The sequence below is a fragment of the Bradyrhizobium sp. USDA 4503 genome (genome assembly GCF_054055815.1).
Map to the genome: position 1 here is coordinate 3591076 of NZ_JBSRXS010000001.1, position 25974 is coordinate 3617049.

Sequence of the window (25974 nt, forward strand, 5' to 3'; positions counted from 1 at the left end):
GTGCTGACCTCAGGAATGACCGCGCTCTCGATCGGCAAGGGCATCACGCTCGACACTGCCGAGGAGATGGAGGCGACGCTGCGCACGATCGGTGCCACGCGGTATCACAGCCTGCACCCGTTCCACCGCCTGCTGCACGGCGGCAAGCTCAACAAGGGCCAGGTCCAGGCCTGGGCGCTGAACCGCTATTACTACCAGAGCACGATCCCGCTGAAGGACGCGATGGTGATCTCGCGCTTCCGCGACCGCAACACAAGGATCGAATGGCGCCACCGCATCGAGGATCACGACGGCGATCTCGGCAATGAAGGCGGCATCGAGCGCTGGCTGAAGCTGACCGAAGGCCTCGGCCTCGACACGGCTTACGTGGAGTCCACCGAAGGCATTCTGCCGGCGACGCGCTTCGCCGTCGAAGCCTATGTGCATTTCTGCCGCGATCGCACGCCGCTGGAGGCGATCGCCTCCTCGCTCACCGAACTGTTCGCGCCGAACCTGCACGAGGAGCGCATCTCGGGGATGCTGAAGCATTACGACTTCGTCAACCCCGACATCATGAGCTATTTCAGCCGCCGCCTGACCCAGGCGCCGCGCGACGCCGGCTTTGCGCTTGATTATGTCAAGCAGCACGCCAAGACGCCGGCGGAGCGCGAAGCGGTCTGCAACGCGCTGATCTTCAAGACCAACGTGCTGTGGGTGCAGCTCGACGCGCTGTATCATGCGTATGTCGACGGCCAGATTCCGCCCGGCGCGTTCGTGCCGAAGACAGGTTAGAGCATGATCCGGAAAAGTGGGAGCCGGTTTTCCGAAAGATCATGCTCAGACAAAGAGACTTAGATCATGGCCAGCCGCAACATCAGCGTCAGCGAGACCAGCCGGCCGAAACTGCCGCGCCATACCAAGCTGAAATTCGACGAGACGCGGCAGGTCTGGGTGATCTTGGCGCCGGAGCGCGTGCTGGCGCCGGATGAGATCGCGGTCGAGGTGCTGCAGCTGTGTGACGGCATGCGCAGTGTCGCCGAGATGGTGGACCAGCTCGCCGAAAAATACGCCGCCCCACGCGAGGCGATCGCGACCGACGTGATCGCGATGCTGCAGGATCTGGCCGACAAGGGTTTTCTCACCGAAGCGCGCGAGAGCACAGCATGAGCGACACGCTGGCCGACACCAAGACGACAGCGCCGGGCCCGAGCGCAGCCCCAAGCGATGGGCTCGCCGTGCTGGAGAGCCGCCGCTCGGCGGCCGAGACCTACGGCATTCCCCTTGCGGTGCTGCTCGAGATCACCCACCGCTGCCCGCTGCAATGCCCCTACTGCTCGAACCCGGTCGAGCTCGACCGCGGCTCGACCGAGCTCACCACCGACGAATGGAAGAAGGTGCTGAGCGAGCTTGCCGAGCTCGGCGTGCTGCAGATCCATTTCTCCGGCGGCGAGCCGACCGCGCGCAAGGACATCGTCGAGCTGGTGCAGCACGCGACCGATGTCGGGCTCTATTCCAACCTGATCACCTCGGCCGTGCTGTTGACCAGGGACAAGCTTTCGGCGCTGGCCGACGCCGGCCTCAGCCATGTGCAGATCAGTTTTCAGGGTAACGAGCCCAACGTCGCCGACCGCGTGGCAGGGCTGAAGGACGCGCACAGAAAGAAGCTCGAGGTCGCGAAATGGACGCGCGAGCTCGAATTGCCGCTCACGGTGAATGCGGTGATGCACCGGCAGAACCTGCATCAGCTGACCGACATCATCCAGATGGCGGTCGACCTCGACGCCGACCGGCTCGAGGTCGCCAACGTGCAGTATTACGGCTGGGCGCTGAAGAACCGTGCCGCGCTGATGCCGACGATCGAGCAGATCGAGGAGACCAGCCGCATCGTCGAGGAAGCCCAAATGCGCCTGAAGGGCACGCTTGCGATCGACTATGTGGTGCCGGATTACTACGCGCTGCGGCCGAAGAAATGCATGGGCGGCTGGGGCCGCCAGTTCTTCAACATCTCGCCGGCCGGCAAGATGCTGCCGTGCCACGCCGCCGAAAGCATCACCGGGCTTGAATTCGAATCGGTGCGCTCGAATCATTCGATCGCCTGGATCTGGCAGAACTCGGAGGCCTTCAACCGCTATCGCGGCACCGGCTGGATGCCGGAGCCGTGCAAGTCTTGCGAATTCCGCGAGGTCGATTACGGCGGCTGCCGCTGCCAGGCCTTTGCGCTGACCGGCGATGCCGGCAACACCGACCCGGCCTGCGCGCTGTCGCCGCGACACGAGGAGATCTTCAAGCAGGCCGAGCAGGAATCCGCCGGCACGCAGAACCGCTTCCTGTATCGTAACTTCGCCGGCGGCACGTTGGAGACGGACCACCCCCGGAACGAATCCCAGGACAAGCGCAATGGCGCCTGACGCCGACGTCGGCAAGGCCGCGAGGCGTGCCGATCCCTTTGCGCCGCTGACGTCGGAATGGCTCGACGTCGGCGATGGCCACGATCTCCATGTCGAGAGCGTCGGGCGCGAGGGTGGCATTCCCGCGGTCTATCTGCATGGCGGCCCCGGTAGCGGCTGCCAGCCCGATCATCGCCGGCTGTTCGATCCCGAGCGCTTTCACGCCGTGCTGTTCGACCAGCGCGGCTGCGGCCGCAGCCGGCCGAAGGGCAGCCGCGACAACAACACGACGCAGCACCTGATCGCGGACATGGAGAAGATCCGCGAGCGGTTCGGCTTCGCGCGCTGGATGGTGGTCGGCGGCTCCTGGGGCGCGACGCTGGCGCTGGCCTATGCGCAGGCCCATCCCGAGCGGGTCAGCGGGCTCGCACTGCGCGCGACGTTTCTCGGCACAGCCGAGGAGCTGGACGACGTTTTCCTGCGCGCCCTGCCGCGCTTCTATCCCGCCCTCCACGAGGACTTCCTCAACTTCCTGCCCGAGAGCGAGCGCGCAGCACCGCTTGCGGCCTATTATCGCCGCATCCTCGATCCCGACGCCGCCGTGCATGCGCCGACCGCGCGCGCCTGGCACGACACCGAACGCGCGTTGTCGGAGCACACGCCGAAGCAGACGCGGCTCGATCTCAAGGCCTCAGGCGCCCTGCCCTCGACGCCGTTCATGGAGGCGCACTACTTCGCCAACGATTGCTTCATGCGGCCGCGTCAATTGATGGACGAGGCCGGCAAGCTCGCCGGCATTCCCGGCATCCTGGTCCAGGGCCGTTACGATCTGTTGTGCCCGCCCGCAACATCGCACGCGCTCGCCGCGCGCTGGCCGGGCAGCGAGGTCCGCATCATCGATGGCGCCGGCCACATCCTCTACGATCCCGGCATCCGCAACGCCGTGATGAAGGCGATCGCCGACCTCGCGGCCAAGCGCTAGACCGCCGCCGGAACGCACCCGACGTCAAGGAGCCGGTGAAGAACTCGACCGGCTCCCTTGCTTCCCTCAATGTTTGCACTTGCCGGGAGGACATGCCGGCGCTGCCCGTGGCGCGGCCGCGGGCCTTGGCGGCGCCGCCATCCGCGGTGGCGGCGCTGCATGTTGCACCTGCATCGCCGGCCGAGGCGGCGGCGCGGCGCGCGGAGCCGGTGCCGGCGCCGGACGCGGCGGCAAAGCCGCAGCACGAGGTGGCGGGGCAACCGGCCGCGGCGGGGGAGCCGCAGCCCGCACGGGCGGAGCTGCGGCATGGACCGGCGGAGCTGCCGCATGCGCCGGCGCGGGCCGGGAGACCGGCGCCGGCGACACTGCGGCGCGCGCGGGTGCCGGGTGCGCCGCCGGCGTCGGCCGTGTCGACATCGCGCTGTTCGCCGGCGACGGCGCCGCCGAGGGCTTCACGTTTGCGGTCGGCGCGGTCGCCGCATGCGGAAGCGGTTGCGCACCTGGCTTGCCGGCGGCCGCGGGTGAGGCGGGCGCGTTTGTCGCCGGCGCGGCACCGGGCTTGGCCGGAGGAGCAGGCTGCGCATTGGCAGGCGCCATGGCAGTCGCCGGCTTGCCCGGCACCACCGCATTCGGCTTTGCGCCAGGTTGCGCGGCGCCGGGTTGTGCGGCTCCCGGCGGCACAGCGCCATGCTGCATGGCATTGGCCGGTGCGGTCGCCGACTGCGGCAGCGGCGGTCCATTTTTCGCGCCCGGCAGGGTATGCGCACCCGGCGTGCCCTGCGCGCCCATCGCATTCGGAGCGGCGGCAGCATTCGGAGTGGCAGCAGCGTTCGGCGCCGCGGCAGCGTTCGGTGCGGCGCGCGGAGCTCCCATCGCCGCGCCCTGCGCGGGCGTCGCGCCTTGCGGAGCGCCCGGCAGATTGGCGCGCTGCATCGCCGCGGCCGGCAGTCGCGGTGCCGCCGTCACCGGCGCGCCGCCCATCGCCGCCGTCACCCCGGCCGCATGGAGCTGCGCCGGCGTCGGGTTGGGATTGTTGATGACCGTGTTGATGACCGTGGTGTTGTGGATGTTGTTGAACACGATGTTGTTCTGCGGCGGCACGACATAGGCCGGTGCGGCGACATAGGCCGGCATCGCCACGAACATCGGCGTCGGCAGCACGTACAGGCCGATCGGCGGCGGCGGTGGCGGCAGCACGACGAAGTCCGGCGGCGGCGGCGGCAGGAAGAACACCGGCGGCGGCGGTGGCGGCGCGAAGGCGAACACCGGATCGCTGTAATACAGCACCGGGCGGTCGACATAGTCGATCTCGTCGGGCGGCGGTGGCGGCACGTCGTAGTCGAGCACCGTGAACTGCGCCGGCGGCTCCAGCGCGGCCGACAGATAGGCGAGCCGGCGCCGGCAGTCGTAGGCATGCGGCCCGCGCGGATAGCGCCGCAGATACGACCAATACGCATCAGTCGAGTCGGCGTTGTAGGTGCGCCGCCAGGTGATCGCCTCGCGCCGCGCCGCCACGATCGCGCGCACGCGCTTGGCCAGCGGATCGTTCGGATAGGCCTGCAGGTAATCCTCGTAGCCCTGCAGCGTGTCGCGCTCCAGCGCCGCGGCGTAGGCATCCTGCGCCGAGAAATCGCGGATCGGCTTGGTGCGCAGCCCGGCATCGACCTGCTGCGGCGGCGCGTCCGGCTTGCGCTCGAAGAACATGAAGGGCGCGTCGACCTTGTGCGCATCCCACGGGATCTCGGCGCCCTTGGTCATCTCGTTGACCCGCAGGCGGACGCGGTCGAACACCTCGGGCAGAGTCAGGCCGCCGGTGCGGATCATTTCCGCCAGTGCTTGCGCGTAAGGCCCGTAGGGCGGCGCGCCGTCAGGAGCAACGGTGCCGGGCGCCGAGTTGAAGGCGATCAGCATCTTCGGATCGGGATCGACCAGCGCAAGACCGCCGGCCAGCGGCTGGCCTTCCTTGGCGAAGGGATTGCTGCGCGCCGCATCGAGCACGATCACGCCGGCCTTGATCGGCAGCGCCGAGAGTTGGTGGCTGTAGTCGGAGATGCGGATCGCCTCGACCGGCACGTCGGTGTCGCGGGCAATCTTGGCATCGACCGGCACGAAATAGTTCTCGCCGGTGAGCTGCACGCCGTAACCGGCGAGATAGACGAAGGCGACGGCATTGGGCCCCGCCTCCTGCACCTTCTGGATGAAATCGCGGAACGATTTGCGCAGCGTCTCGCCGTCGAGATCGCGTGCGCCGATCACGTCGAAGCCGGCGGCCTGCAAGGTCTGCGCGATCAGACCGGCGTCGTTCGCGGCGGTCTGCAACGCGCCGGCCTCATAGGCGCCGTTGCCGACGACAAGTGCGAGACGCTTTTCCTGATCCTGCGCATGCACGGGAAGCGAGGCGAGCGACACCAGACCGACGATCAATGCCCACAGAATGCGTGCCATGGTGGTCGTCCCTTTTCTTCTCGAGAGTTGGCGTAACGAATGAAATGCTACCTCTGTGAACCGGTGCTGAACAGCATTGCAGCAATTGTGGCAATCCTTGGTCTGTGGTGACGGGAACCGGCTTCCCTGGTTTGCGCGATCAGGCGATATTGCGCGGATAAAACAGGCAAAAAAGGAGCACTCGATGCCAATCGCCGGACAAGGCATGCTGCTGACTTCGATGGATATCGACAGCTTGCACGAAGCTGAATTCAATCGCTGGTACGACCGCGAGCATCTCGAGGAACGGGTCGCCATCGACGGCTTCCTGGAAGCCCGCCGCTACGTCGCCCATGACGGCAAGCCGAAATATCTCAGCCTCTACTCGACCGCGACCTTCGATGTGCTCGAGAGCCTGGCCTATCGCAAGGCGCTCGCCAACCAGACCGACTGGTCGAAGGCCAATATCGCGCGCTTTCAGAACATGATCCGCGGGGTCGCGCGCATCACGATCAGCCGCGGCGTCGGCAGGGGCGCAGCCCTCGGCATCATCCGCCTGCGCCCGCCCGCCGAAGGCGCGGACAAACTTCGCGCTGCATTGCGGGAGCAACTCGATCCAGCTTCGCGCGACGGCATCATCTCGATGCACCTTCTGGAGAACGACCCTGATCTGTCGAAACCGCTCACGCCGGATGCGGCGAAACCCGATCCCGGGGCCGGCGACTGGTTCGTGCTGATCGACGCCACCGACGTCGGCGCGATCCCCGCAGCGGCCGCAGGCATCACCGGCAATGCAGCCTTGAAGCCGCTCGTGGTCACCAGCGGCGTCTACAGGCTGTTGTGGGATATCGCGAAGAGCGACCTTCCGCGCGAGTAAGCCTGATCCGGAAGCGTGCGAAGCGCTTTCCCGAAAAACATCTTCTCAAGCAAACGTGGCGGTGCAGATCATGCTGCACCGCCACATAACGCAATCGAGATTAACGCTACACGCGCATCAGCCGCGCGAAAGCTGATGATCGGACAATTTAGCCTTTGCCTTCTCTGGAACGGCTCTAATAAGATAAGCCTATGATCCAATTCAAAAACCAGAACAACGCCACGTGAGCGTTCGTCGTCAACGATAAGGCCGCGCGGGTCTGGCATTTTCGCGCGGGTCAAAGGTAGGAATGAAACCGACTGATATCTCGGCGCCTGACTACTTCCACAAAGTAGTCGATTGCCAATGGGCCTGTCCCGCACACACACCCGTTCCCGAGTACATCCGGTTGATTGCTGAGGGGCGTTACAGCGACGCCTACATGATCAATTGGAAGTCCAACGTGTTCCCCGGCATTCTCGGGCGCACCTGCGACCGTCCATGCGAGCCAGCATGCCGCCGCGGCCGGGTCGAGGACAACCCGGTCGCGATCTGCCGCCTGAAGCGCGTCGCAGCCGACTTCAAGGACGACATCAAGCATCGGCTGCCGAAGCCCGGGCCGAAGAACGGGAAGCGCATCGCGCTGGTCGGCGGCGGCCCTGCCTCGCTCGCCGTGGCGCGCGATCTCGCGCCGCTCGGCTATCACTGCACCGTGTTCGACGGCGATCCCAAGGCCGGCGGCATGATGCGCAGCCAGATTCCGAAATTCCGCCTGCCCGACAGCGTGATCGACGAGGAGACCGACTACATCCTGAACCTCGGTGTCGAGTTCAGGGGTGGTCAGCGCGTCGACAGCCTGAAGCAGCTGCTCGCCGAGAACTATGACGCGATCTTTGTCGGCTCTGGCGCACCGCGCGGCCGCGAGCTCGACATCCCCGGCCGCAAGGAGGGCGCCGCCAACATCCATATCGGCATCGAGTGGCTGGCCAACGTGTCGTTCGGCCACGTCGACAAGATCGGCCGCCGCGTCATCGTGCTCGGCGGCGGCAACACGGCGATGGATTGCTGCCGCACCGCGCGCCGCCTCGGCGGCGAAAGCGTCAAGGTGATTGTCCGCTCCGGCTTCGAGGAAATGAAGGCTTCGCCGTGGGAGAAGGAAGACGCGCTTCACGAGGACATCCCGATCCTGAACTACATGGTGCCGGTGGCGTTCAAGCATGTGGCCGGCAAGCTGATCGGCGTCACCTTCCAGAAGGTGAAGGCGGAGTACGACGCCAAGGGCCGCCGCAATCTGGTGCCCTCGGGCGAGCCGGACGAGACCGTGCCCTGCGACGATGTGCTCGTTGCGGTCGGCCAGGAGAACGCGTTCCCCTGGATCGAAGCCGATTGCGGCATCGAATTCGACAAGTGGCACATGCCGAAGGTCGATCCCAAGACGTTCGTCTCGACCAATCCGAAGGTGTTCTTCGGCGGCGATGCGGCGTTCGGGCCGAAGAACATCATCTGGGCGGTGGCGCATGGCCACGACGCCGCGCTTTCCATTCACCGATTGCTGTCCGGCGAGGACATCAACGAGCGCCCGCTGCCCGAGGTGAACGTCTCCTCGCAGAAGATGGGCATCCACGAGTGGAGCTACGACAACGACATCTCCGCCGACAAGCGCTTCAAGGTGCCGCATCGCGACAAGGTGGTCGCGCTGAAGGACATCCGCGCCGAGGTCGAGCTCGGCTACGACCTCAAGCTCGCGCTCGGCGAGGCGCAGCGCTGCCTGAATTGCGACGTGCAGACGGTGTTTTCCGCGCCGCTCTGCATCGAATGCGACGCCTGCGTCGACATCTGTCCGATGGACTGCATCAGCTTCACCGAGAACGGTGAGGAGGATGATTTGCGGCAGCGGCTGAAAGCGCCCTCGCCGCATCACGACCAGGCGCTCTACGTCTCCGGCGACCTCAAGACCGGCCGCGTCATGGTGAAGGACGAAGACGTCTGCCTGCATTGCGGGCTGTGTGCCGAGCGCTGCCCGACCGGCGCCTGGGACATGCAGAAGTACCTCATCGATATGGTTCAAGCGGGATCAACATGTCAGTCCAAAGCCCGATCAGCAGCGTAAACGACTTCGTCGTCCGCTTCGCCAACGTCAACGGTTCGGGCTCGGCTTCCGCCAACGAGCTGTTCGCGCGCTCGATTCTGCGCCACGGCGTGCCGGTCTCGCCACGCAACATCTTCCCGTCCAACATCCAGGGCTTGCCGACCTGGTATGAGGTGCGCGTCACCGAGGACGGCCATCTCGGCGCCCGCGGCGGCGTCGACTTGATGGTGGCGATGAACCCGCAGACCTGGGACAAGGACGTCGCCTCGATCGAGCCCGGCGGCTATCTGTTCTACGATTCGACCAAGCCGATGCCGTCGTCGAAATTCCGCGAGGACATCACCGTCATCGGCGTGCCGCTGACCGCGATCACCAACTCGACCTACACCGATCCCAGGCAGCGCCAGCTGTTCAAGAACATCATCTATCTCGGCGCGCTCTGCGCCCTGCTCGACCTCGATCCCAAGCTGGTCGAGCAGCTGATCGGCGAGCAGTACAAGGGCAAGGAGAAGCTGCTCTCCTCGAACGTCCATGCGCTGCATCTCGGCCGCGACTGGGCGCTGCAGAACCTGAAATGCCCGGTCGGGCTGCGGGTGAAGAAGTCCGACAAGGTCGGCGACCGCATCTTCGTCGAAGGCAACAGCGCGGCCGCGCTCGGCGCCGTCTATGGCGGTGCCACCGTGTGCGCGTGGTATCCGATCACGCCGTCATCGTCGGTGGCGGAAGCCTTCACCAGCCACTGCAAGAAGTACCGCCACGATCCCGAGACCGGCAAGGCGAAATACGCCATCGTGCAGGGCGAGGACGAACTCGCCTCGATCGGCATCGTTATCGGCGCCTCCTGGAACGGCGCACGGGCCTTCACCGCGACCTCGGGTCCCGGCATCTCGCTGATGACCGAGTTCATCGGCCTGTCCTATTTCGCCGAGATCCCGGCCGTGATCATGAACATCCAGCGCGCCGGCCCCTCGACGGGCATGCCGACCCGCACCCAGCAATGCGACGTGATCGCCTGCGCCTATGCCTCGCACGGCGACACCAAGCACGTGCTGCTGTTCCCGGAGGATCCGGCGGAGGCGTTCGAGTTCGCCGCAGCCGCCTTCGACCTCGCCGAGCGGCTGCAGACCACGATCTTCCTGATGCTCGATCTCGACATCGGCATGAACCACCGGCTGTGCCGCCCGCTGAAGTGGGACGACGCCAAGCAATACGACCGCGGCAAGGTGATGACGGCGGAGATGCTCGAGGAAGGCCGCGACTTCGGCCGCTATCTCGACGTCGACGGCGACGGCATCCCCTATCGCACCTATCCCGGCACGCATCCGACCAAGGGTTCCTACTTCACCCGCGGCACCTCGCGCGACCGCTACGCGCGCTATTCCGAGGAAGGCGCGGTCTATGCCGACAACATGCAACGCCTGGTGCGCAAGTTCGAGACCGCGCAGGACATGGTGCCGCGGCCGCTGCAGGCCAATGCGGCAAAGCCCACCAAATACGGCGTGATCTATTTCGGCTCGACCTCGCCCGCGATGGACGAGGCGATCGGGATCCTGGAGGCGCGCGGCCACCAGCTCGACCGCATGCGGATCCGCGCGTTCCCGTTCCACTCCAGCGTCGCGAGCTTCATCGCCGACCACGACTTCGTCTACGTGGTTGAACAGAACCGCGACGCGCAGCTTCGCCAGCTGATCGTCAACGAGAACGGCATCGACCCCGTCAGGCTGGTGCCGATCCTGCACTTTGACGGCACACCGATCACCGCGCGCTTCATCGCAGGCGCCATCGGCGACCACCAGGATCATCTCAAGGTGACCCCTCTCCGCAAGGCCGTGACATGACCTACATTGCAAAGCCGAAGTTTCATCATCCGGGCCTGAAGAAGAACGAGCTGGGCTATACCCACCGCGACTACGAGGGGAAGATCTCGACGCTGTGCGCCGGCTGCGGCCACGATTCGATCACCGCCTCGATCATCGAGGCCTGCTACGAGCTCTCGATCGAGCCGCACCGGGTGGCGAAGATTTCCGGCATCGGCTGCTCGTCGAAGACGCCGGACTATTTCCTCGGCAATTCGCACGGCTTCAACTCGGTGCATGGCCGCATGCCGTCGGTCCTGACCGGCGCCAACCTCGCCAACCGCGACCTGATCTATCTCGGCGTCTCCGGCGACGGCGATTCCGCCTCGATCGGCTTCGGCCAGTTCGCGCATTCGATCCGGCGCGCCGTCAACATGACCTACATCGTCGAGAACAACGGCGTGTACGGCCTGACCAAGGGCCAGTTCTCGGCCACCGCCGACCGCGGCTCGAAGTCCAAGAAGGGTGTCGTCAATACCGACAACGCGATCGACCTGGTCGCGATCGCGCTGCAGCTCGGGGCCACATTCGTGGCGCGCTCTTTCTCCGGCGACAAGACCCAGCTGGTGCCGCTGATCGCGGCTGCGATCCGCCACCAGGGCGCGTCCTTCATCGACGTGATCAGCCCCTGCATCGCCTTCAACAACCACGCCGGCTCGACCAAGAGTTTTGACTATGTCCGCGAGCACAATGACGCGGTGAATCGCCTCGACGTGCTGGTCGGCCGCGATCCGATCAGCGTCGACTATGCGCCCGGCACCGTTCAGGTGGTCGAGCAGCATGACGGCTCCAGACTGGCGCTGCGCAAGCTCGACGCCGATTACGATCCGCATGATCGTCTGGGCGCGATGACCTTCCTGCAGAAGCACGCGGCCAAGGGCCAGATCGTCACTGGCCTGCTCTATGTCGATCCGGATGCCGAGGATCTGCACACCCATCTCGACACCGTCGAGACGCCGCTCAACACGCTCGACGAACAAGCGCTGTGCCCGGGTTCAGCCGTGCTGGACAAGATCAACGCCAGCCTGCGCTGAGCAGTGGCAGCACACTCCGTGTCGTCCCTGCTCCCGTGCGCAATTGCGCACTAGGCAGGGACGACAGCGGAGTTGGTGACGGCTACTTGTCGCTCAAGACGTCGCCGAACAGCGCCCAGGACTTGCCGTCGAACCGCGCCATCTGGATTTGCCGGATCGGCGTCACATTGTCGGGCTCGGTCTGCACCTTGATGCCGGGCAACAGCATCGGCAGCTCGAGCGCCTCCAGATTGGTCGCCTGCTTGATGATGTTGGCACGGCTGTAGTCGCCGTTGCAGTTCTTCAGCACCGCCGTCATGACCTGCGCCACCGTGTAGCCCTGCACGTTGAAGAGGTCGCCCGGGCTCGCATTCGGCTGGTACTTCTTCATCCAGTCCGCAAACTCCTTCTGCGCGGGATCGTCGGCCCAGCGCGGATCGGTCGGATCCTTCAGATAGAGCCCGGTCACGACGCCGATGACGTTCTCGAGACCGGCCGGTTCAAGCACCGCGGAGACCGAGTTCGAGACGGTCGGAAGGATGGTCAGCGGCTTCCAGCCCATGCTCGCCGCCTTGCGCAGCGCCTGGGCCGCGAATTTCGGCGTCGCCTCCGCGAAGAAGACGTCCGCGCCGGACTCGCGCATCGTCACCATCTGGGAATCGATGGTGGGATCGGTCGTGAGATACGTGGTCTCGGCGACGATCTGGCCGACATGCTCGCCGAGCCCGTCCTTGAAACCCCTCAGATAGTCCTTGCCGGCGTCCTCGTTCGGCGTGATGACGGCGATCTTCGCATCCGGCTTGGTCTTCAGGATGTATTTTGCGTAGAGCCGGCCTTCGAGCTCGTAGGTCGGATTGAAACCGACCGTCCACGGGAACTGTTTTGGATCGTTCCAGCGCGTCGCGCCGGAGGACACGAACAGCTGCGGCACGCGCTTGATGTTGAGGTACTTCTGCACCGAGATGTTCGGCGCGGTGCCGACCGCGCTGAAGATCGCGAGCACCTCGTCCTGCTCGACGAGCTTGCGGGTCTGCTCGACGGTCTTCGACGGTGAATAGGCGTCGTCGAGACTCTCGAAGTCGATCTTGCGGCCGTTGATGCCGCCCTGATCGTTGAGCATCTGGAAATATGCGGCTTCGGCACGCGCGATCGTGCCGTAGGCCGACGCCGGGCCGCTATAGGGCGCGGTGTTTCCTATTTTGATCGCGGTATCGGCTGCCACGGACGGCGAGATCAAGGAGGCCGTGAGCGCGGTGAAGGCGAGAAAGCCCGCCAGGCGGGAGCGAGTTGACAAGAGCATATCCTTTTCTTGGTTTTCTTGACGCGGCGCACATTATCCATCGCGTCCGCGCAGGCAATCACCAAGAACGTCTCGCGAGATTTCCGCATGCCGGCAATCGCGTTCGCGCATAGAACGCCATGCGCTTTCAAAGTCGGAATGTTGCCGGCATGTTCATGATGTGAGCCTTCGATAGACATGAAGGTTCACCGAGCAAGACTCGCATTCCGCGCGGCGGTGCGCGCCGCGCTCATTATCGCGAGAGCGTGATCCTCACGCCGCGACCGCAGCCGCGCGCGGGCTGACGACGTATTCCTTCAGCACCTTGTCGGTGCCGTCGATTTCGGTCAGCGCGACGTCGTAGGACCACAGATCGGCGAGGTGTTGCAGCACGCGCCGCGCGTCGGTCTCGTTGAGCTGCGCGCCCTTCACGGTGGTGTGACGCAGCATCAGGCGGCGATCGCCGTCGAGATCGACATCCACGACCTCGATATTGGCGTCGACGAAGCCGACGTCGTATTGCCGCGCCAGCTCGCGGCGGACCCGGCGGTAGCCGCGCTCGTCGTGGATCGCGTCGACCTTGATCCCCTGGCTTTCCGCGGGGTCGTCGTGCAAATGGAACATGCGGAAGCGCCGGATCAGCGCCGGGCTGAGGAACTGGTTGATGAAGCTCTCGTCGCGGTAGTTGCTCCAGATCTCGCGCAGCACGCCCTCGACGTCGCCCTTGCCGGCGATGTCGGGGAACCACTCGCGGTCCTCGTCCTCCGGATTTTTCACGATCCGCTCGATGTCCTGCATCATGGCGAAGCCGAGCGCGTAGGGATTGAAGCCGGAATAGCGGCGGTCGTCGAATTCGGGCTGGAACACCACATTGGTGTGCGACTGCAGGAATTCGAGGAAATTGCCGTCGGTGAGCCGGCCCTGCTGATGCAGCCGGCTCATGATGCGGTAGTGGACGTAGGTCGCGGTGCCCTCGTTCATCACCTTGGTCTGGCCCTGCGGGTAGAAATACTGCGCGATGTGGCGGACGATGCGGATCAGCTCGCGCTGCCAGGGTGCAAGGCGCGGCGCGGTCTTCTCGAGGAAATAGAGGATGTTCTCCTGCGGCAAGCCGAGCAGCGCGCGGCGGCGCTCGGCCGTGAGCGTAGCCTTGCTCTTGGCCTTGGTGTTCGGCACCGTCCGCCACAAATCGTTGAACACGCTTTCCTCGTGCTGCCGGCGCTCGCCGGCCCGCTTCTCCTCGGCACGCAAATCGAGCGTCTTCTTCCCGGGATAGCGGTCGACGCCATGCGACATCAGCGCATGCGCGGCATCGAGCGTCCGCTCCACCGTCTCGCGGCCATGGCGGTCCTCGCAGACCGCGATGTAGCCTTTGGCGAATTCCAGATAGTCGAGAATGCCGTCGGCATCGGTCCACTGCTTGAACAGATAGTTGTTCTTGAAGAAGTGATTGTGCCCGAACGCCGCGTGCGCGATCACCAGCGTCTGCATCGTCGCCGTGTTCTCCTCCATGAGATAGGAGATGCACGGCGAGGAATTGATCACGATCTCATAGGCGAGGCCCATCAGGCCCTTGCGATAGGACGCTTCCTGGAACGCGAATTGCTTGCCGAATGACCAGTGCTTGTAGAACAGCGGCATGCCGACCGAGGAATAGGCGTCGAGCATCTGCTCGGCGGTGATCACCTCGATCTGGTTGGGATAGACGTCGAGCCCGAGCTCGGTGCGCGCGATTTTCTCGCAGGCGTCGTGGACCCGCTGCAAGGTCTGGAAATCCCAATCGGCGCCCTCGAACAGCCGTTCCCCGGAAGAACCCATCACGCTACACCCTTTCCTGCTTGCTGCGGCGCTTGAACAGGTCCTGGAACACCGGGAAGATCTCGCCGCGCTCGCTCACCTTGCGCATCGACAGCGGCGCGCCCTCGTTGCGCAGACGCTCATAGAGCGTCCAGAGCGAGGAGTCCGGCATGTCGAAAGTGTAGTTGGCGGCTTCGCCGACCTCGAGATAGGCGAAGAACTGGCAGACCGGCAGGATCTTGTCGGTCAGGAGGTGACCGGTCAGCGCGCTGTCCGAGGTCATGTTGTCGCCGTCCGAGGCCTGGGCGGCGTAGATGTTCCAGTCGGCCGGACGGAAGCGGGTGCGGACGATATCGTTCATCGCGACCAGCGCGCTCGACACCAGCGTGCCGCCGGAAGCCGGGCCATGGAAGAAGGTGTCCTCGTCGACCTCCTCGGCGCGGTCGGTGTGGCGGATGAACACGATCTCGACGTGCTTGTAGCGCCGCTTCAGGAACACGTAGAGCAGCATATAGAACCGCTTCGCCAGATCCTTCATGTGCTCGGACATCGAGCCCGATACGTCCATCAGGCAGAACATCACGGCCTGCGCCACCGGCTTCGGCACCGTCTCGAAGCGGCGGTAGCGGATGTCGATCGGATCGATGAACGGGATCCGTTTGGCCTTGGCCTTCAACGCTTCGAGCAGCGCCAGCAGCTCGCGGCGCCGCGCATCGTCATCGCATTCGGCAAGCTCCGCCTCGAGCGCCTCGATGTCGTCCTTGCGCGGCCGGCGCAGTGCCACGCGCCGCGCCAGCGCCCGGCTCACCGTGCGGCTGATCGAGATGTTGGCGGGCGAGCCCGACGTCGCATAGCCGGCGCGCTGGATGCCTTCGCTTTCGGTTTCCGCAAGTTTGCGTTTGGCAAGATCGGGCAGTTCGAGGTCGTCGAGGAAGAGATCGACGAATTCGTCGCGGCTGAGCACGAAGCGGAAGGCGTCCTCGCTGTCGCCTTCGCCTGCGCCGGAGCCCTTGGCGCCGCTTTGGTTCGGGCGCTGCAGCCAGTCGCCCTCGACGAACTTCTTGTTGCCGGGCAGCACCATGTCACGCGTGCCGCCCTCGCGCCGGAACCGCGGCTCGTCCATGCCGTCCAGCGGGATTGTCACTTCGCCGCCTTCCAGGACATCCTTGATGTCCCGGTCCTGTGACGACTTCTTGACGGCCCCCTGCACCAGCGCCTTGGCGCGCCGCAGGAAGCGCTGGCGGTTCTCCAGGCTCTTGCTACCCGGATTCAACCGCCGATCGACGATATGCATGACCACGTTGCATCTGCCTCACCGGATGCGATCATGACAGTCGCATCGCATTTTATTGGACAGGACGAGACGAAACGGAAAGCCGGTGCCGGCTTTCCGGATCGCGTATTAGCCGGCCTGCTTCACCCGCATGTACCACTCGACGAGCCGGCGGACCTGGCGCTCGGTATAGCCGCGCTCCACCATCCGCTCGACGAACTCGCCGTGCTTCTTCTCGGTCTCGCCGTCCTTCTTGGAGCCGAACGAAATGACCGGAAGCAGATCCTCGACCTGTGAGAATATCCGCTTCTCGATCACGTCGCGAACCTTTTCGTAGGAGGTCCAGCTCGGGTTCTTGCCGCCATTGTGCGCCCGCGAGCGCAGCGAGAACTTGACGACCTCGTTGCGGAAGTCCTTCGGGTTGGCGATGCCGGCCGGCTTCTCGATCTTGGTCAGCTCCTGGTTCAGGAGCTCGCGGTTCATCAGCTGGCCGGTGTCGGGATCCTTGAAGTCCTGATCCTCGATCCAGGCGTCGGCGTAGTCGACATAGCGGTCGAACAGGTTCTGACCGTAGTCGGCGTAGGATTCCAGATAGGCCTTCTGGATCTCGTTGCCGATGAACTCGGCATAACGCGGCGCGAGGTCGGCCTTGATGAATTCGAGATAGCGCTTCTCGGTCTCGTCAGGCAGCTGCTCGCGGCGGATCGCCTGCTCCAGCACATACATCAGGTGCACCGCATCGGCGCCGACTTCGGTGGTGTCATGGTTGAAGGTCGAGGCGAGCACCTTGAAGGCAAAGCGGGTGGAGACGCCGTCCATGCCCTCGTCGACGCCGGCCGCGTCCTTGTACTCCTGAACGCTGCGCGCCTTCGGATCGGATTCCTTGAGGCTCTCGCCGTCATAGACCCGCATCTTGCCAAACAGCGTCGAGTTCTCGTGCTTGCGCAGCCGCGACATCACCGAGAAGCGCGCCATCGTCTCCAGCGTCGCCGGAGCGCAAGGTGCTGCGGCAAGCTCGGAGCCCTGGATCAGCTTCTCGTAGATCTTCTGCTCCTCGGTGACCCGCAGGACGTACGGGACCTTGATGACGCAGATGCGGTCGATGAAGGCCTCGTTGTTCTTGTTGGTCTTGAAGCTCTGCCACTCCGCCTCGTTGGAGTGCGCGAGGATGATGCCGGTGAACGGAATCGCGCCGATGTTCTCGGTGCCGATGTAGTTACCCTCCTGCGTCGCGGTCAGCAGCGGGTGCAGCATCTTGATCGGTGCCTTGAACATTTCGACGAACTCGAGCACGCCCTGGTTGGCGCGGTTGAGGCCGCCGGAATAGCTGTAGGCGTCGGGATCGTTCTGGGCGTAGGTCTCGAGCTTGCGGATGTCGACCTTGCCGACCAGCGAGGAGATGTCCTGGTTGTTCTCGTCACCGGGCTCGGTCTTGGCAACCGCGATCTGGCGCAGCCTTGAAGGCTGGATGCGCGCGACGCGGAATTGCGAGATGTCGCCACCGAAGGCTTCGAGCCGCTTGTAGGCCCAGGGCGACATCAGCCCGCTCAGCCGGCGGCGCGGAATGCCGTACTTCTCCTCGATCATCGGGCCAAGCGTCTCGGGATCAAACAGCCCAAGCGGGCTCTCGAACACCGGCGACAGCTCGTCGCCCGCCTTCAGCACGTAGATCGGATGAATCTCCATCAGCGCCTTGATGCGCTCGGCGAGCGATGACTTGCCGCCGCCGACCGGCCCGAGCAGATAGAGGATCTGCTTGCGCTCTTCGAGGCCCTGCGCGGCGTGACGGAAGAAGCCGACGAGGCGCTCGATCGTATCCTCCATGCCGTAGAAGCCGGCGAAGGCCGGATACGACCTGATCGTACGGTTCAAAAAGATACGGCCAAGGCGTGGGTCCTTGGCCGTGTCGATCATCTGGGGCTCACCGATTGCCGCCAATAACCGCTCGGCCGCATTTGCATATCGCATCGGATCACTTCGACACGACTCCAAATACTCGGCCATCGACATGTCGGTCTGGCTTCGCGCTTCAAACGACCTTGCGAAGGCGTTGAACAAAGAATCGTTGTACATGATCCCTCTCTCCACGATATGTATCGCCGCACGACTGACACGAGTCGTAACAAGAGCGTCCTAGGATCGAATCAGCGTCGGCACGCTGGGTCCATTGGACACTCGACCGACTCAGTTCGGCAATGCACGGCGCGTGCAGCCTCTGCCTTATCAACAGGCAGGAAGCTTAATGGTTCATCAATATCCCCTTGTTTTTGGTGGCTGTAACCCCCTCGCCACATCCGTGGTTTACCGGGGCCAGGCCTCCGAAGCGGACATCCGAGCGGGCAACTTCCCGTCCGGCGATGGACGTTGGGCTTCCCTGAAAAAGTGTGACCGTTCAGCCGTGGCGTCAAGATGCACGCGTCATAGACTCTCATGAACAAACGTTCAGCCGCGGTTGAACGTGCCTCCTTGTCGCCGCGACTAAGGCAACGAGCCCGCGCAGTTCCGCGCGGCACCATTGCCGCGCTTTAAAGATGACACCTTGGAGGCGCTGGCTATTCCCGAGCCGGTCATGAAGCAGGCGCTCCTTGTTGTCGCACTCGCAGCCGCCGCCTGGACCGGCGCGCCGTTAGCCGTTCAGGCGCAGGAAGGCGTCGACAAGGCCGCGGCGGCCGCCTTCGACAACAGGATGTTCGCGGGCCCGCCCGGCGCGAAAGCCTATGCCTGCTTCGTGCGGCGCTACGATGCAAATCATCTGGCGCAGCATCCGAAGCAGAAGGTCAGCGCGATGAAGCTGCTGGTGTCAGCGGAAGACGCTCCGGAGGACAAGGCCACCAACTATTCATTCCGGCTCGGCGTCGCGTACCGCCACCGCCCTGGCAATTTCGACTCCAGCGGCTACTGCAATCATGCCATCGCGGCCGAATCCGGCCACGAAATACGCTTCGAATGCGGCGTGGATTGCGAGGGCGGCGGTATCACCGTGGCGTTGTCCAAGGACAATAAATCCGCGATTGCGCCCCTTGGCCGCATCATGGTGTGGAATCGCAACAAGCCCGACGACGATGCGGGCGAAGCGCTGTTCGCCGGCGCCGACGACAAGATCTTTCGCGTCGATCGCGCGGACTTGGGCGAATGCGCCGAACTTGTGACCGACCGCAAGGAACTCGCTGCGCTCCGCCACAAATGATAGGTTTGCCCAAAGGGACAACACTGGATCAACAATAATTGCGCGAGAGACGCCATGCGCCGACGCAGCATCCTCTGGGGCACGCTTTCAGCGATCGGCGCCGTCTTGGCAGCGTCCCAGGCCGGCGCCGCCACCGAAGCACCGCCGCAAAAGCTGAAGGTGGTCTATCACCTCGATGACCTCGACAAGGTCAATTTCGTGATCGGCAACATCCAGAACCATCTCGACGGCGTCGGCGGCCCCGGCAATGTGACGATTGCGCTGGTGGTGCACGGCCGGGCGCTGAAGGCGTTTCATTCAGCAGCCGCCAATCCCGAGCTGTCAAAACATGTCGCGCGGTTCACCAAGGATGGGATCGAGTTCGCCGCCTGCGGCAACACCATGAAATCGCAGAACATCGGCCTCGCCGACTTGCTCCCCGGCTTCGTTGCCGCCGAGCGCGGCGGGGTGGGTCCGCCTCGCCGAGCTGCAATCCCAAGGTTACCTCTACCTGCGCCCCTGACGCGCGGTCCTGCGCCGCAACGCGTCATAAAAATGTGCTGAGATGGGGGTCTGCTCGCACCTGCGTCCGAGCGGATCGAACTGTTGTGAATGGCGTTATCCCTTGGAAATGCTGATATTCCGCCCGGGGCTCCCGCCATGTTGACAATCCCCCTCCGCCCCCGAAAGCTGCCCGGGAACCCAAAAATCGACCCTCGATCGAACGAGAACAGGCACCCATGAACCCCGTCAAAGCACTCGAAAATCACCGTCAGGCCGTCTGGCTGGACTTCCTCGCCCGCGGCTTCGTCGCCGACGGCGACCTGAAGCGGCTGATCGAGACCGACGGCGTCAAAGGCGTGACGTCCAACCCCTCGATCTTCGAGAAGGCGATCGGCAGCTCGGACGAATATGACGGGGCGATCGGCAAGGCCCTCAAGAACGGCGACCGCTCGGTCGCCGACCTGTTCGAGCACCTCGCGGTCGAGGACATCCAGCACGCCGCCGACGTGCTGCGCCCGGTCTACGACCAGAGCCACGGCGGCGACGGCTTCGTCAGCCTCGAGGTGTCGCCCTATCTCGCGATGGACACCAAGGGCACGATCGCGGAAGCCGAACGGCTCTGGAAGGACGTCCACCGCAAGAACCTGATGGTCAAGGTACCGGCGACGCCCGAGGGCCTGCCGGCGATCGAGTACCTGATCGGCGAAGGCATCAGCATCAACATCACGCTGCTGTTCTCGCAGAAGGTCTATCGCCAGGTCGCCGAGGCCTATCTCAAGGGCCTGGAGAAATACGTCGGCAAGGGCGGCGATCCCTCCCATGTCGCGAGCGTCGCGAGCTTCTTCGTCAGCCGCATCGACACCGCCGTCGACAAGCAGCTCGACGAGAAGATCGCCAAGGCCAACGATCCGCACGAAAAGGAGCGGCTCGCGGCCTTGAAGGGCAAGGTCGCGATCGCCAATGCCAAGCTCGCCTACCAGGACTACAAGCACCTGTTCGCAGGCAGCCGCTGGGACAAGCTGGCGGCCAAGGGCGCCAAGCCGCAGCGGCTGTTGTGGGCGTCGACCGGCACCAAGAACAAGGACTATAGCGACGTGCTCTATGTCGAGGAGCTGATCGGCCCCGACACCGTCAACACCGTGCCGCCGGCGACGCTCGATGCCTTCCGCGACCACGGCAAGGTCCGCGACAGCCTCGAGGAGAATGTCGAGGACGCCCGCCACGTGCTGGAGGAGCTGGAGAAGTCCGGCATCTCGCTTGATGCGATTACCGAGGAACTGGTCAAGGACGGCGTCAAGCTGTTCGCCGACGCGGCCGACAAGCTCTACGGCGCGGTCGCCCACAAGCGCGCCACCTCGCTCGGCGGCGGCATCGACCGCCAGAAGCTCGCGCTCGGCGCCACCATCGAGAAGGCGGTCGAGAAGAGCACCGAGGAATGGCGCGCCTCCGCCCGGATCCGAAGGCTCTGGCACAAGGACAAATCGGTCTGGACCGGCGACGACGAGGACAAATGGCTGGGCTGGCTCACCAGCGCGGCCACCGCTGATGTCGCCGACTACGAGGACTTCGCTCAGCGCGTGAAGGGGCAGAACTTCAGCGATGCCGTCGTGCTCGGCATGGGCGGGTCGAGCCTCGGGCCGGAGGTCCTGGCCCAGACCTTCCCGCACCGGTCCGGTTTCCCGCGACTGCACGTGCTCGATTCCACCGATCCGGCGCAGGTGCGCGCGATGGAGGAGTATGTCGACATCGCAAGGACGCTGTTCATCGTCTCCTCCAAATCCGGCGGCACCACCGAGCCGAACGTGATGAAGGACTATTTCTTCGATCGGGTGGCGAAGGCGATCGGCAAGGACAAGGCCGGCCACCGCTTCATCGCGGTGACCGATCCGGGCTCATCGCTGCAGAAGGTCGCGATCAAGCAGGGCTTTGCCCGCATCTTCTACGGCGACCCCGCGATCGGCGGCCGCTATTCCGTGCTGTCGCCGTTCGGTCTGGTGCCGGCGGCCGCTGCCGGCATCGACGTCCGCAGCCTGCTCGGCCATACGCTCGCGATGGTGCGCTCTTGCGGTGCCGACGTGCCGCCGCAGGAGAACCCGGGCGTGCAGCTCGGGCTCGCGATGGGCATCGCGGGGCTCGAAGGCCGCGACAAGGTGACGATCTTCGCCTCGCCGGACGTTGCCGATTTCGGCGCCTGGGCCGAGCAGCTGATCGCGGAATCGACCGGCAAGGACGGCAAGGGCCTGATCCCGATCGAGGGCGAGACGATCGGCGACGCCGCGGTCTACGGCAACGACCGGTTCTTCATCGATCTGCGCACCGATGGCGAGAACGATGCCGCGCATGAGGCCAAGCTCGCGGCGCTCGAGGCCGCCGGCCATCCCGTGGTTCGGATCGTGATGAAGTCGATCGACCATATCGGTCAGGAGTTCTTCCGCTTCGAGATCGCGACCGCGGTCGCCGGCTCGATCCTCGGCATCAACCCGTTCAACCAGCCCGACGTCGAAGCCGCCAAGATCAAGACCCGCGAACTGACGGCAGCGTTCGAGAAGACCGGGTCGCTGCCGGCCGAACAGCCGGTGGTGTCGGCGGACGGGGTCGATCTCTACACCGACGCGCAGAACGCCGAGGAGCTGCGCAAGGCCGGTGCGAACGGCGATCTCGACTCCTGGATCAAGGCGCACCTCGCGCGCTCCGGCCGCGGCGACTATGTCGCCCTGCTCGCCTATATCGAGCGCGATGGCGACACCATCGACGCCATGCAGGCGATGCGGCTGAAGGTGCGCGACGCAAGGCACCTTGCGACCTGCGCCGAGTTCGGTCCCCGCTTCCTGCATTCGACCGGGCAGGCCTACAAGGGCGGGCCCGACAGCGGTGTGTTCCTGCAGGTCACGACCGACGATACGGCGGACCTGCCGGTGCCCGGCCAGAAGGCGAGCTTCGGCGTGATCAAGGCGGCACAGGCGCGCGGCGATTTCGACGTGCTCACCGAGCGCGGCCGGCGGGCGCTGCGCGTGCATCTCAAGGGCGATCTCAGCTCCGGGCTCGCGGCGCTCGATGCCGCGATCTCGGCTGCACTGAACTGACGGAGGCGAGGGATGCAACTCGGCATGATCGGCCTCGGGCGGATGGGCGGCAACATCGTCCGCCGCCTGATGACCCAGGGCCACACCACCGTGGTCTACGACAAGGATCCGAAGGCCGTCGCGGCGCTCGTCGCCGACAATGCGATCGGGTCCTCATCGCTGGAGGATTTCGTCCTCAAGCTGGAGGCGCCGCGCACCGCCTGGGTGATGCTGCCGGCCGGCAAGATCACCGAAGCCACCATCGAGGCGCTGTCGAAGCTGATGCAGCCAGGCGACGTCATCATCGATGGCGGCAACACCTTCTGGCAGGATGACGTCCGCCGCGGCAAGGCGCTCAGGGAGCGCGGGCTGCATTACGTCGATGTCGGCACCAGCGGCGGCATCTGGGGCATCGAGCGCGGCTACTGCATGATGATCGGCGGCGACAAGAAAGTGGTCGACCGGCTCGACCCGATCTTCAAGACGCTGGCGCCCGGGATCGGCGACATTCCTCGCACCTCCGGCCGCGAGGGCCGCGATCCGCGCATCGAACAGGGCTACATTCACGCCGGCCCGATCGGCGCCGGGCATTTCGTCAAGATGATCCACAACGGCATCGAATACGGCCTGATGCAGGCCTATGCCGAAGGCTTCGACATCCTGAAGAACGCCAATATCGAGGCGCTGCCGGCCGAGCATCGCTTCGACCTCGACATCGCCGACATCGCCGAAGTCTGGCGGCGCGGCAGCGTGATCCCGTCCTGGCTGCTCGACCTCACGGCATCGGCGCTGGCGCAGAACCACACGCTCGACAATTATTCCGGCTTTGTCGAGGATTCCGGCGAAGGCCGCTGGACAGTCAATGCCGCGGTCGACGAGGCCGTGCCGGCCGAGGTGCTGACGGCGGCGCTCTATACGCGCTTCCGCTCGCGCAAGGATCACACCTTCGCGGAGAAGATCCTCTCGGCGATGCGCGCAGGCTTTGGCGGCCACAAGGAGCCGCCGAAGAAAACTTAAAGCGAACCGCGGAAGGTCACGTGCAGAAGAAACCAGACCCTTGCTCCTTCATCATCTTCGGCGCCACCGGTGATCTGACACATCGGCTTGTCATCCCGGCGCTCTACAATCTTGCCGCCGGCAATCTGCTGCCGGAGAAATTCTGCGTCGTCGGCATCGCCCGCAAGGGCATGTCGAGCGACCAGATGAAGGACAGCCTGATGCAAGGGCTACGCAAGTTCGCCACGCGCCCGCTGGATGAGGCCATCGTCACACGCCTGTTTGAATGCGTCACCGCGATCGAGGCCGACCCGAGCGATCCGCCCTCCTTCGATGCCATGAACGAGCGGCTCGAGAAGCTCGAACAGGCGCGCGGCACCGGTGGCAACCGGCTGTTCTACCTCGCGACCCCGCCGCGGGCCTTTCTCCCGATCAGCCAGCAGCTTGGACGCACCGGCATGCTGGAGGAGAACGGCGCCTGGCGGCGGCTGATCGTCGAAAAGCCGTTCGGCACCGATCTGGCGTCGGCCAAGGCGCTGAATGCCGCGCTGCTGAAGCTGATGGACGAGCACCAGATCTACCGGATCGATCACTATCTCGGCAAGGAAACCGTCCAGAACATCCTGGTGCTGCGCTTCGCCAACGGCATGTTCGAGCCGATCTGGAATCGCAACCACATCGACCACATCCAGATCACCGTCGACGAGAAGCTCGGCGTCGGTCATCGCGGCAGCTTCTACGACGCCACCGGCGCGCTGCGCGACATGGTGCCGAACCATCTGTTCCAGCTGCTGTCGCTGGTGACGATGGAGCCGCCGGCGCGGTTCGACGCCCACGCGGTGCGCTCCGAAAAGGCCGAGGTGCTGAGCGCGATCCAGACCCAGAGCGAACAGGAGGCGCTGCACAATTCGGTGCGCGGCCAGTATCGCGCCGGCCGGATCGGCGACACCGAGATCGAGGACTTTCTCAAGACGCCCGACGTCAGGCCCGACAGCTCGACCGAGACCTATGCCGCGCTGAAGCTGACCATCGACAATTGGCGCTGGGCCGGCGTGCCGTTCTACCTGCGCACCGGCAAGGCGCTGACCACCAAGCGCACCGAGATCGCGATCAAGTTCAAGCAGGCGCCGTTTGCGATGTTCCGCGACACGTCGGTCGATCGCCTGTCGCAGAACTACCTCGTCATCTCCACCGAGCCGACCGAAGGCATCGAGCTGCAGTTCAACACCAAGGTACCCGGCCCGACCATCAACATCGACGGCGTCGAGATGAAGTTCCGCTACAAGGACTACTTCAAGGCCGAGCCGTCGACCGGCTACGAGACGCTGATCTATGACTGCATGATCGGCGACAATCTGCTGTTCCAGCGCGCCGACAGCGTCGAGGCCGGATGGCAGGCGGTGCAGCCCTTCATCGACGCCTGGAAGAGCGCCGGCGGCCGTGGCCTGCAACCCTACAAGGCCGGCAGCGAAGGCCCGGAGGCCGCCAATGCGCTGCTGACGCGTGACGGCCGTAGCTGGCGGAAGCTGGGCTGACATGACCGCGACCGGCGAGCGCCAGATCATCACGGTCGCCGATCCGGCGGCACTGGCGCAGGCGGCCGCCGAGCGGGTGATCGCCAGGATCGACCAGAACAGCGGCCGGATCGCGGTGTGCCTCACCGGCGGCTCCAGCCCGAAGGCGCTCTATCAGCTGCTGGCGACGCCGGACTATCGCCAAAGGATTCCATGGGACCGCATCGACTGGTTCATCGGCGACGAGCGCCTGGTGCCGCGCAAGGACAAGCTGCACAACATGAGCATGGCGCGCCAGGCCTTCCTCGACCGCTGTGCACCGGCTGCAAATGTCCATCCGATCGCGACCGATACCGCCGATCTCAGGGATCCCGACGTCAGCGCGGCGCTGTATGAGAACGAGCTGATGGCGTTCTACGGCGCCGAACAGCTCGATCCGAAGCGGCCACTGTTCGACCTGGTGCTGATGGGCATCGGCCCCGACGGCCATACCGCCTCGCTGTTTCCGGGTTATCCCGCGGTCGAGGAAACCCAGCGCTGGGTGGTCGGCGTGCCGAAGGCCAATGTCGAGCCGTTCGTGCCGCGCGTGTCGCTGACCCGGCCCGCCCTCGCCTCCTGTCGCGAGATGCTGTTCGAGGTGGCGGGCGAGAACAAGCGCGCGATCTTGACGCGCCTCTTCGCAGGCGAGAACCTGCCGGCAAACCGCGCGCGATCGCTGGGCGAGACCGTCTGGCTGATCGATCAGGCCGCGCTGCCGGAGGACTTTCGTGGGTGACGGACAAAACCCCTGCGCATTG

General features: G+C 64.9%; 18 protein-coding genes and 1 pseudogene. 14 read left to right on the forward strand and 5 right to left on the reverse strand.

Translation table 11 applies throughout. The annotated features are described in order from the left end of the window. The first annotated feature begins 15 nt into the window (after positions 1 to 15). The 4 genes from pqqC (at position 16) to pip (ending at position 3348) form a co-directional block, all read left to right on the forward strand. Positions 16 to 771, forward strand: coding sequence for a pyrroloquinoline-quinone synthase PqqC (gene pqqC, locus ACVMIH_RS17555; protein WP_057015091.1), 756 nt, complete (start codon positions 16 to 18; stop codon positions 769 to 771). A 66-nt stretch (positions 772 to 837) separates the two neighbouring features. Further along, positions 838 to 1146, forward strand: coding sequence for a pyrroloquinoline quinone biosynthesis peptide chaperone PqqD (gene pqqD, locus ACVMIH_RS17560; protein WP_057014898.1), 309 nt, complete (start codon positions 838 to 840; stop codon positions 1144 to 1146). Further along, the gene (gene pqqE, locus ACVMIH_RS17565) at positions 1143 to 2387 is read left to right on the forward strand and encodes a pyrroloquinoline quinone biosynthesis protein PqqE (RefSeq protein WP_456862648.1); all 1245 of its coding nucleotides are present in this window, start codon (positions 1143 to 1145) and stop codon (positions 2385 to 2387) included. Before pqqD ends, pqqE begins: the two co-directional genes overlap by 4 nt. Then, positions 2377 to 3348 (forward strand): prolyl aminopeptidase, encoded by a 972-nt coding sequence (gene pip / locus ACVMIH_RS17570; protein WP_076823966.1) that lies wholly within the window; start codon positions 2377 to 2379, stop codon positions 3346 to 3348. The genes pqqE and pip overlap by 11 nt, the downstream gene beginning before the upstream one ends. A gap of 66 nt (positions 3349 to 3414) precedes the next feature. Here the strand turns inward: pip and ACVMIH_RS17575 are convergent, their stop codons facing one another. Next, positions 3415 to 5793 (reverse strand): caspase family protein, encoded by a 2379-nt coding sequence (locus ACVMIH_RS17575; protein ID WP_456862651.1) that lies wholly within the window; start codon positions 5791 to 5793, stop codon positions 3415 to 3417. Positions 5794 to 5977: 184 nt separating this feature from the next. On the opposite strand from ACVMIH_RS17575, the gene ACVMIH_RS17580 reads away from it, so the two are divergent. The 4 genes from ACVMIH_RS17580 to ACVMIH_RS17595 all read left to right on the forward strand — a co-directional run bounded on the left by ACVMIH_RS17580 (position 5978) and on the right by ACVMIH_RS17595 (position 11607). Further along, entirely contained in the window at positions 5978 to 6649 is a 672-nt protein-coding gene (locus ACVMIH_RS17580) for a DUF4286 family protein (protein WP_253625779.1), read from the forward strand. A gap of 289 nt (positions 6650 to 6938) precedes the next feature. Further along, the gene (locus ACVMIH_RS17585) at positions 6939 to 8738 is read left to right on the forward strand and encodes an FAD-dependent oxidoreductase (protein ID WP_456862654.1); all 1800 of its coding nucleotides are present in this window, start codon (positions 6939 to 6941) and stop codon (positions 8736 to 8738) included. After that, positions 8708 to 10555, forward strand: coding sequence for a 2-oxoacid:acceptor oxidoreductase subunit alpha (locus tag ACVMIH_RS17590; protein WP_456862657.1), 1848 nt, complete (start codon positions 8708 to 8710; stop codon positions 10553 to 10555). Before ACVMIH_RS17585 ends, ACVMIH_RS17590 begins: the two co-directional genes overlap by 31 nt. Then, positions 10552 to 11607 (forward strand): 2-oxoacid:ferredoxin oxidoreductase subunit beta, encoded by a 1056-nt coding sequence (locus ACVMIH_RS17595; protein WP_057014892.1) that lies wholly within the window; start codon positions 10552 to 10554, stop codon positions 11605 to 11607. Before ACVMIH_RS17590 ends, ACVMIH_RS17595 begins: the two co-directional genes overlap by 4 nt. 82 nt (positions 11608 to 11689) lie before the next feature. Here ACVMIH_RS17595 and ACVMIH_RS17600 read toward each other — a convergent pair whose 3' ends face one another. The 4 genes from ACVMIH_RS17600 to ACVMIH_RS17615 form a co-directional block, all read right to left on the reverse strand. After that, positions 11690 to 12880, reverse strand: coding sequence for an ABC transporter substrate-binding protein (locus ACVMIH_RS17600; protein ID WP_456862660.1), 1191 nt, complete (start codon positions 12878 to 12880; stop codon positions 11690 to 11692). A gap of 258 nt (positions 12881 to 13138) precedes the next feature. Beyond that, the gene (locus tag ACVMIH_RS17605) at positions 13139 to 14683 is read right to left on the reverse strand and encodes a SpoVR family protein (protein ID WP_057014891.1); all 1545 of its coding nucleotides are present in this window, start codon (positions 14681 to 14683) and stop codon (positions 13139 to 13141) included. 4 nt (positions 14684 to 14687) lie between these two features. Further along, entirely contained in the window at positions 14688 to 15956 is a 1269-nt protein-coding gene (locus ACVMIH_RS17610; protein WP_076823957.1) for a YeaH/YhbH family protein, read from the reverse strand. 108 nt (positions 15957 to 16064) lie between these two features. Then, on the reverse strand, positions 16065 to 18008 hold the full coding sequence (locus tag ACVMIH_RS17615; RefSeq protein WP_038382967.1) for a PrkA family serine protein kinase: 1944 nt from the start codon (positions 18006 to 18008) through the stop codon (positions 16065 to 16067). Positions 18009 to 18504: 496 nt separating this feature from the next. Here ACVMIH_RS17615 and ACVMIH_RS17620 point away from each other — a divergent pair, with 496 nt between their 5' ends. The 6 genes and pseudogenes from ACVMIH_RS17620 (at position 18505) to pgl (ending at position 25952) form a co-directional block, all read left to right on the forward strand. After that, positions 18505 to 19122 carry a hypothetical protein gene (locus tag ACVMIH_RS17620; RefSeq protein WP_057015089.1) on the forward strand — a complete coding sequence of 206 codons (618 nt, stop codon included), beginning with the start codon at positions 18505 to 18507 and terminating at the stop codon, positions 19120 to 19122. A 54-nt stretch (positions 19123 to 19176) separates the two neighbouring features. After that, positions 19177 to 19624, forward strand: a pseudogene (locus ACVMIH_RS17625) (DsrE family protein). A gap of 217 nt (positions 19625 to 19841) precedes the next feature. Then, complete coding sequence (locus ACVMIH_RS17630) at positions 19842 to 22688, forward strand: bifunctional transaldolase/phosoglucose isomerase (protein WP_456862663.1); 2847 nt, start codon at positions 19842 to 19844, stop codon at positions 22686 to 22688. A gap of 12 nt (positions 22689 to 22700) precedes the next feature. Continuing rightward, the gene (gene gnd, locus ACVMIH_RS17635; RefSeq protein WP_057014889.1) at positions 22701 to 23684 is read left to right on the forward strand and encodes a phosphogluconate dehydrogenase (NAD(+)-dependent, decarboxylating); all 984 of its coding nucleotides are present in this window, start codon (positions 22701 to 22703) and stop codon (positions 23682 to 23684) included. Between the two features lie 20 nt (positions 23685 to 23704). Beyond that, positions 23705 to 25198 (forward strand): glucose-6-phosphate dehydrogenase, encoded by a 1494-nt coding sequence (gene zwf, locus ACVMIH_RS17640; protein WP_456862666.1) that lies wholly within the window; start codon positions 23705 to 23707, stop codon positions 25196 to 25198. A gap of 1 nt (position 25199) precedes the next feature. Beyond that, on the forward strand, positions 25200 to 25952 hold the full coding sequence (gene pgl, locus ACVMIH_RS17645; protein WP_456862669.1) for a 6-phosphogluconolactonase: 753 nt from the start codon (positions 25200 to 25202) through the stop codon (positions 25950 to 25952). Positions 25953 to 25974: the final 22 nt, after the last annotated feature.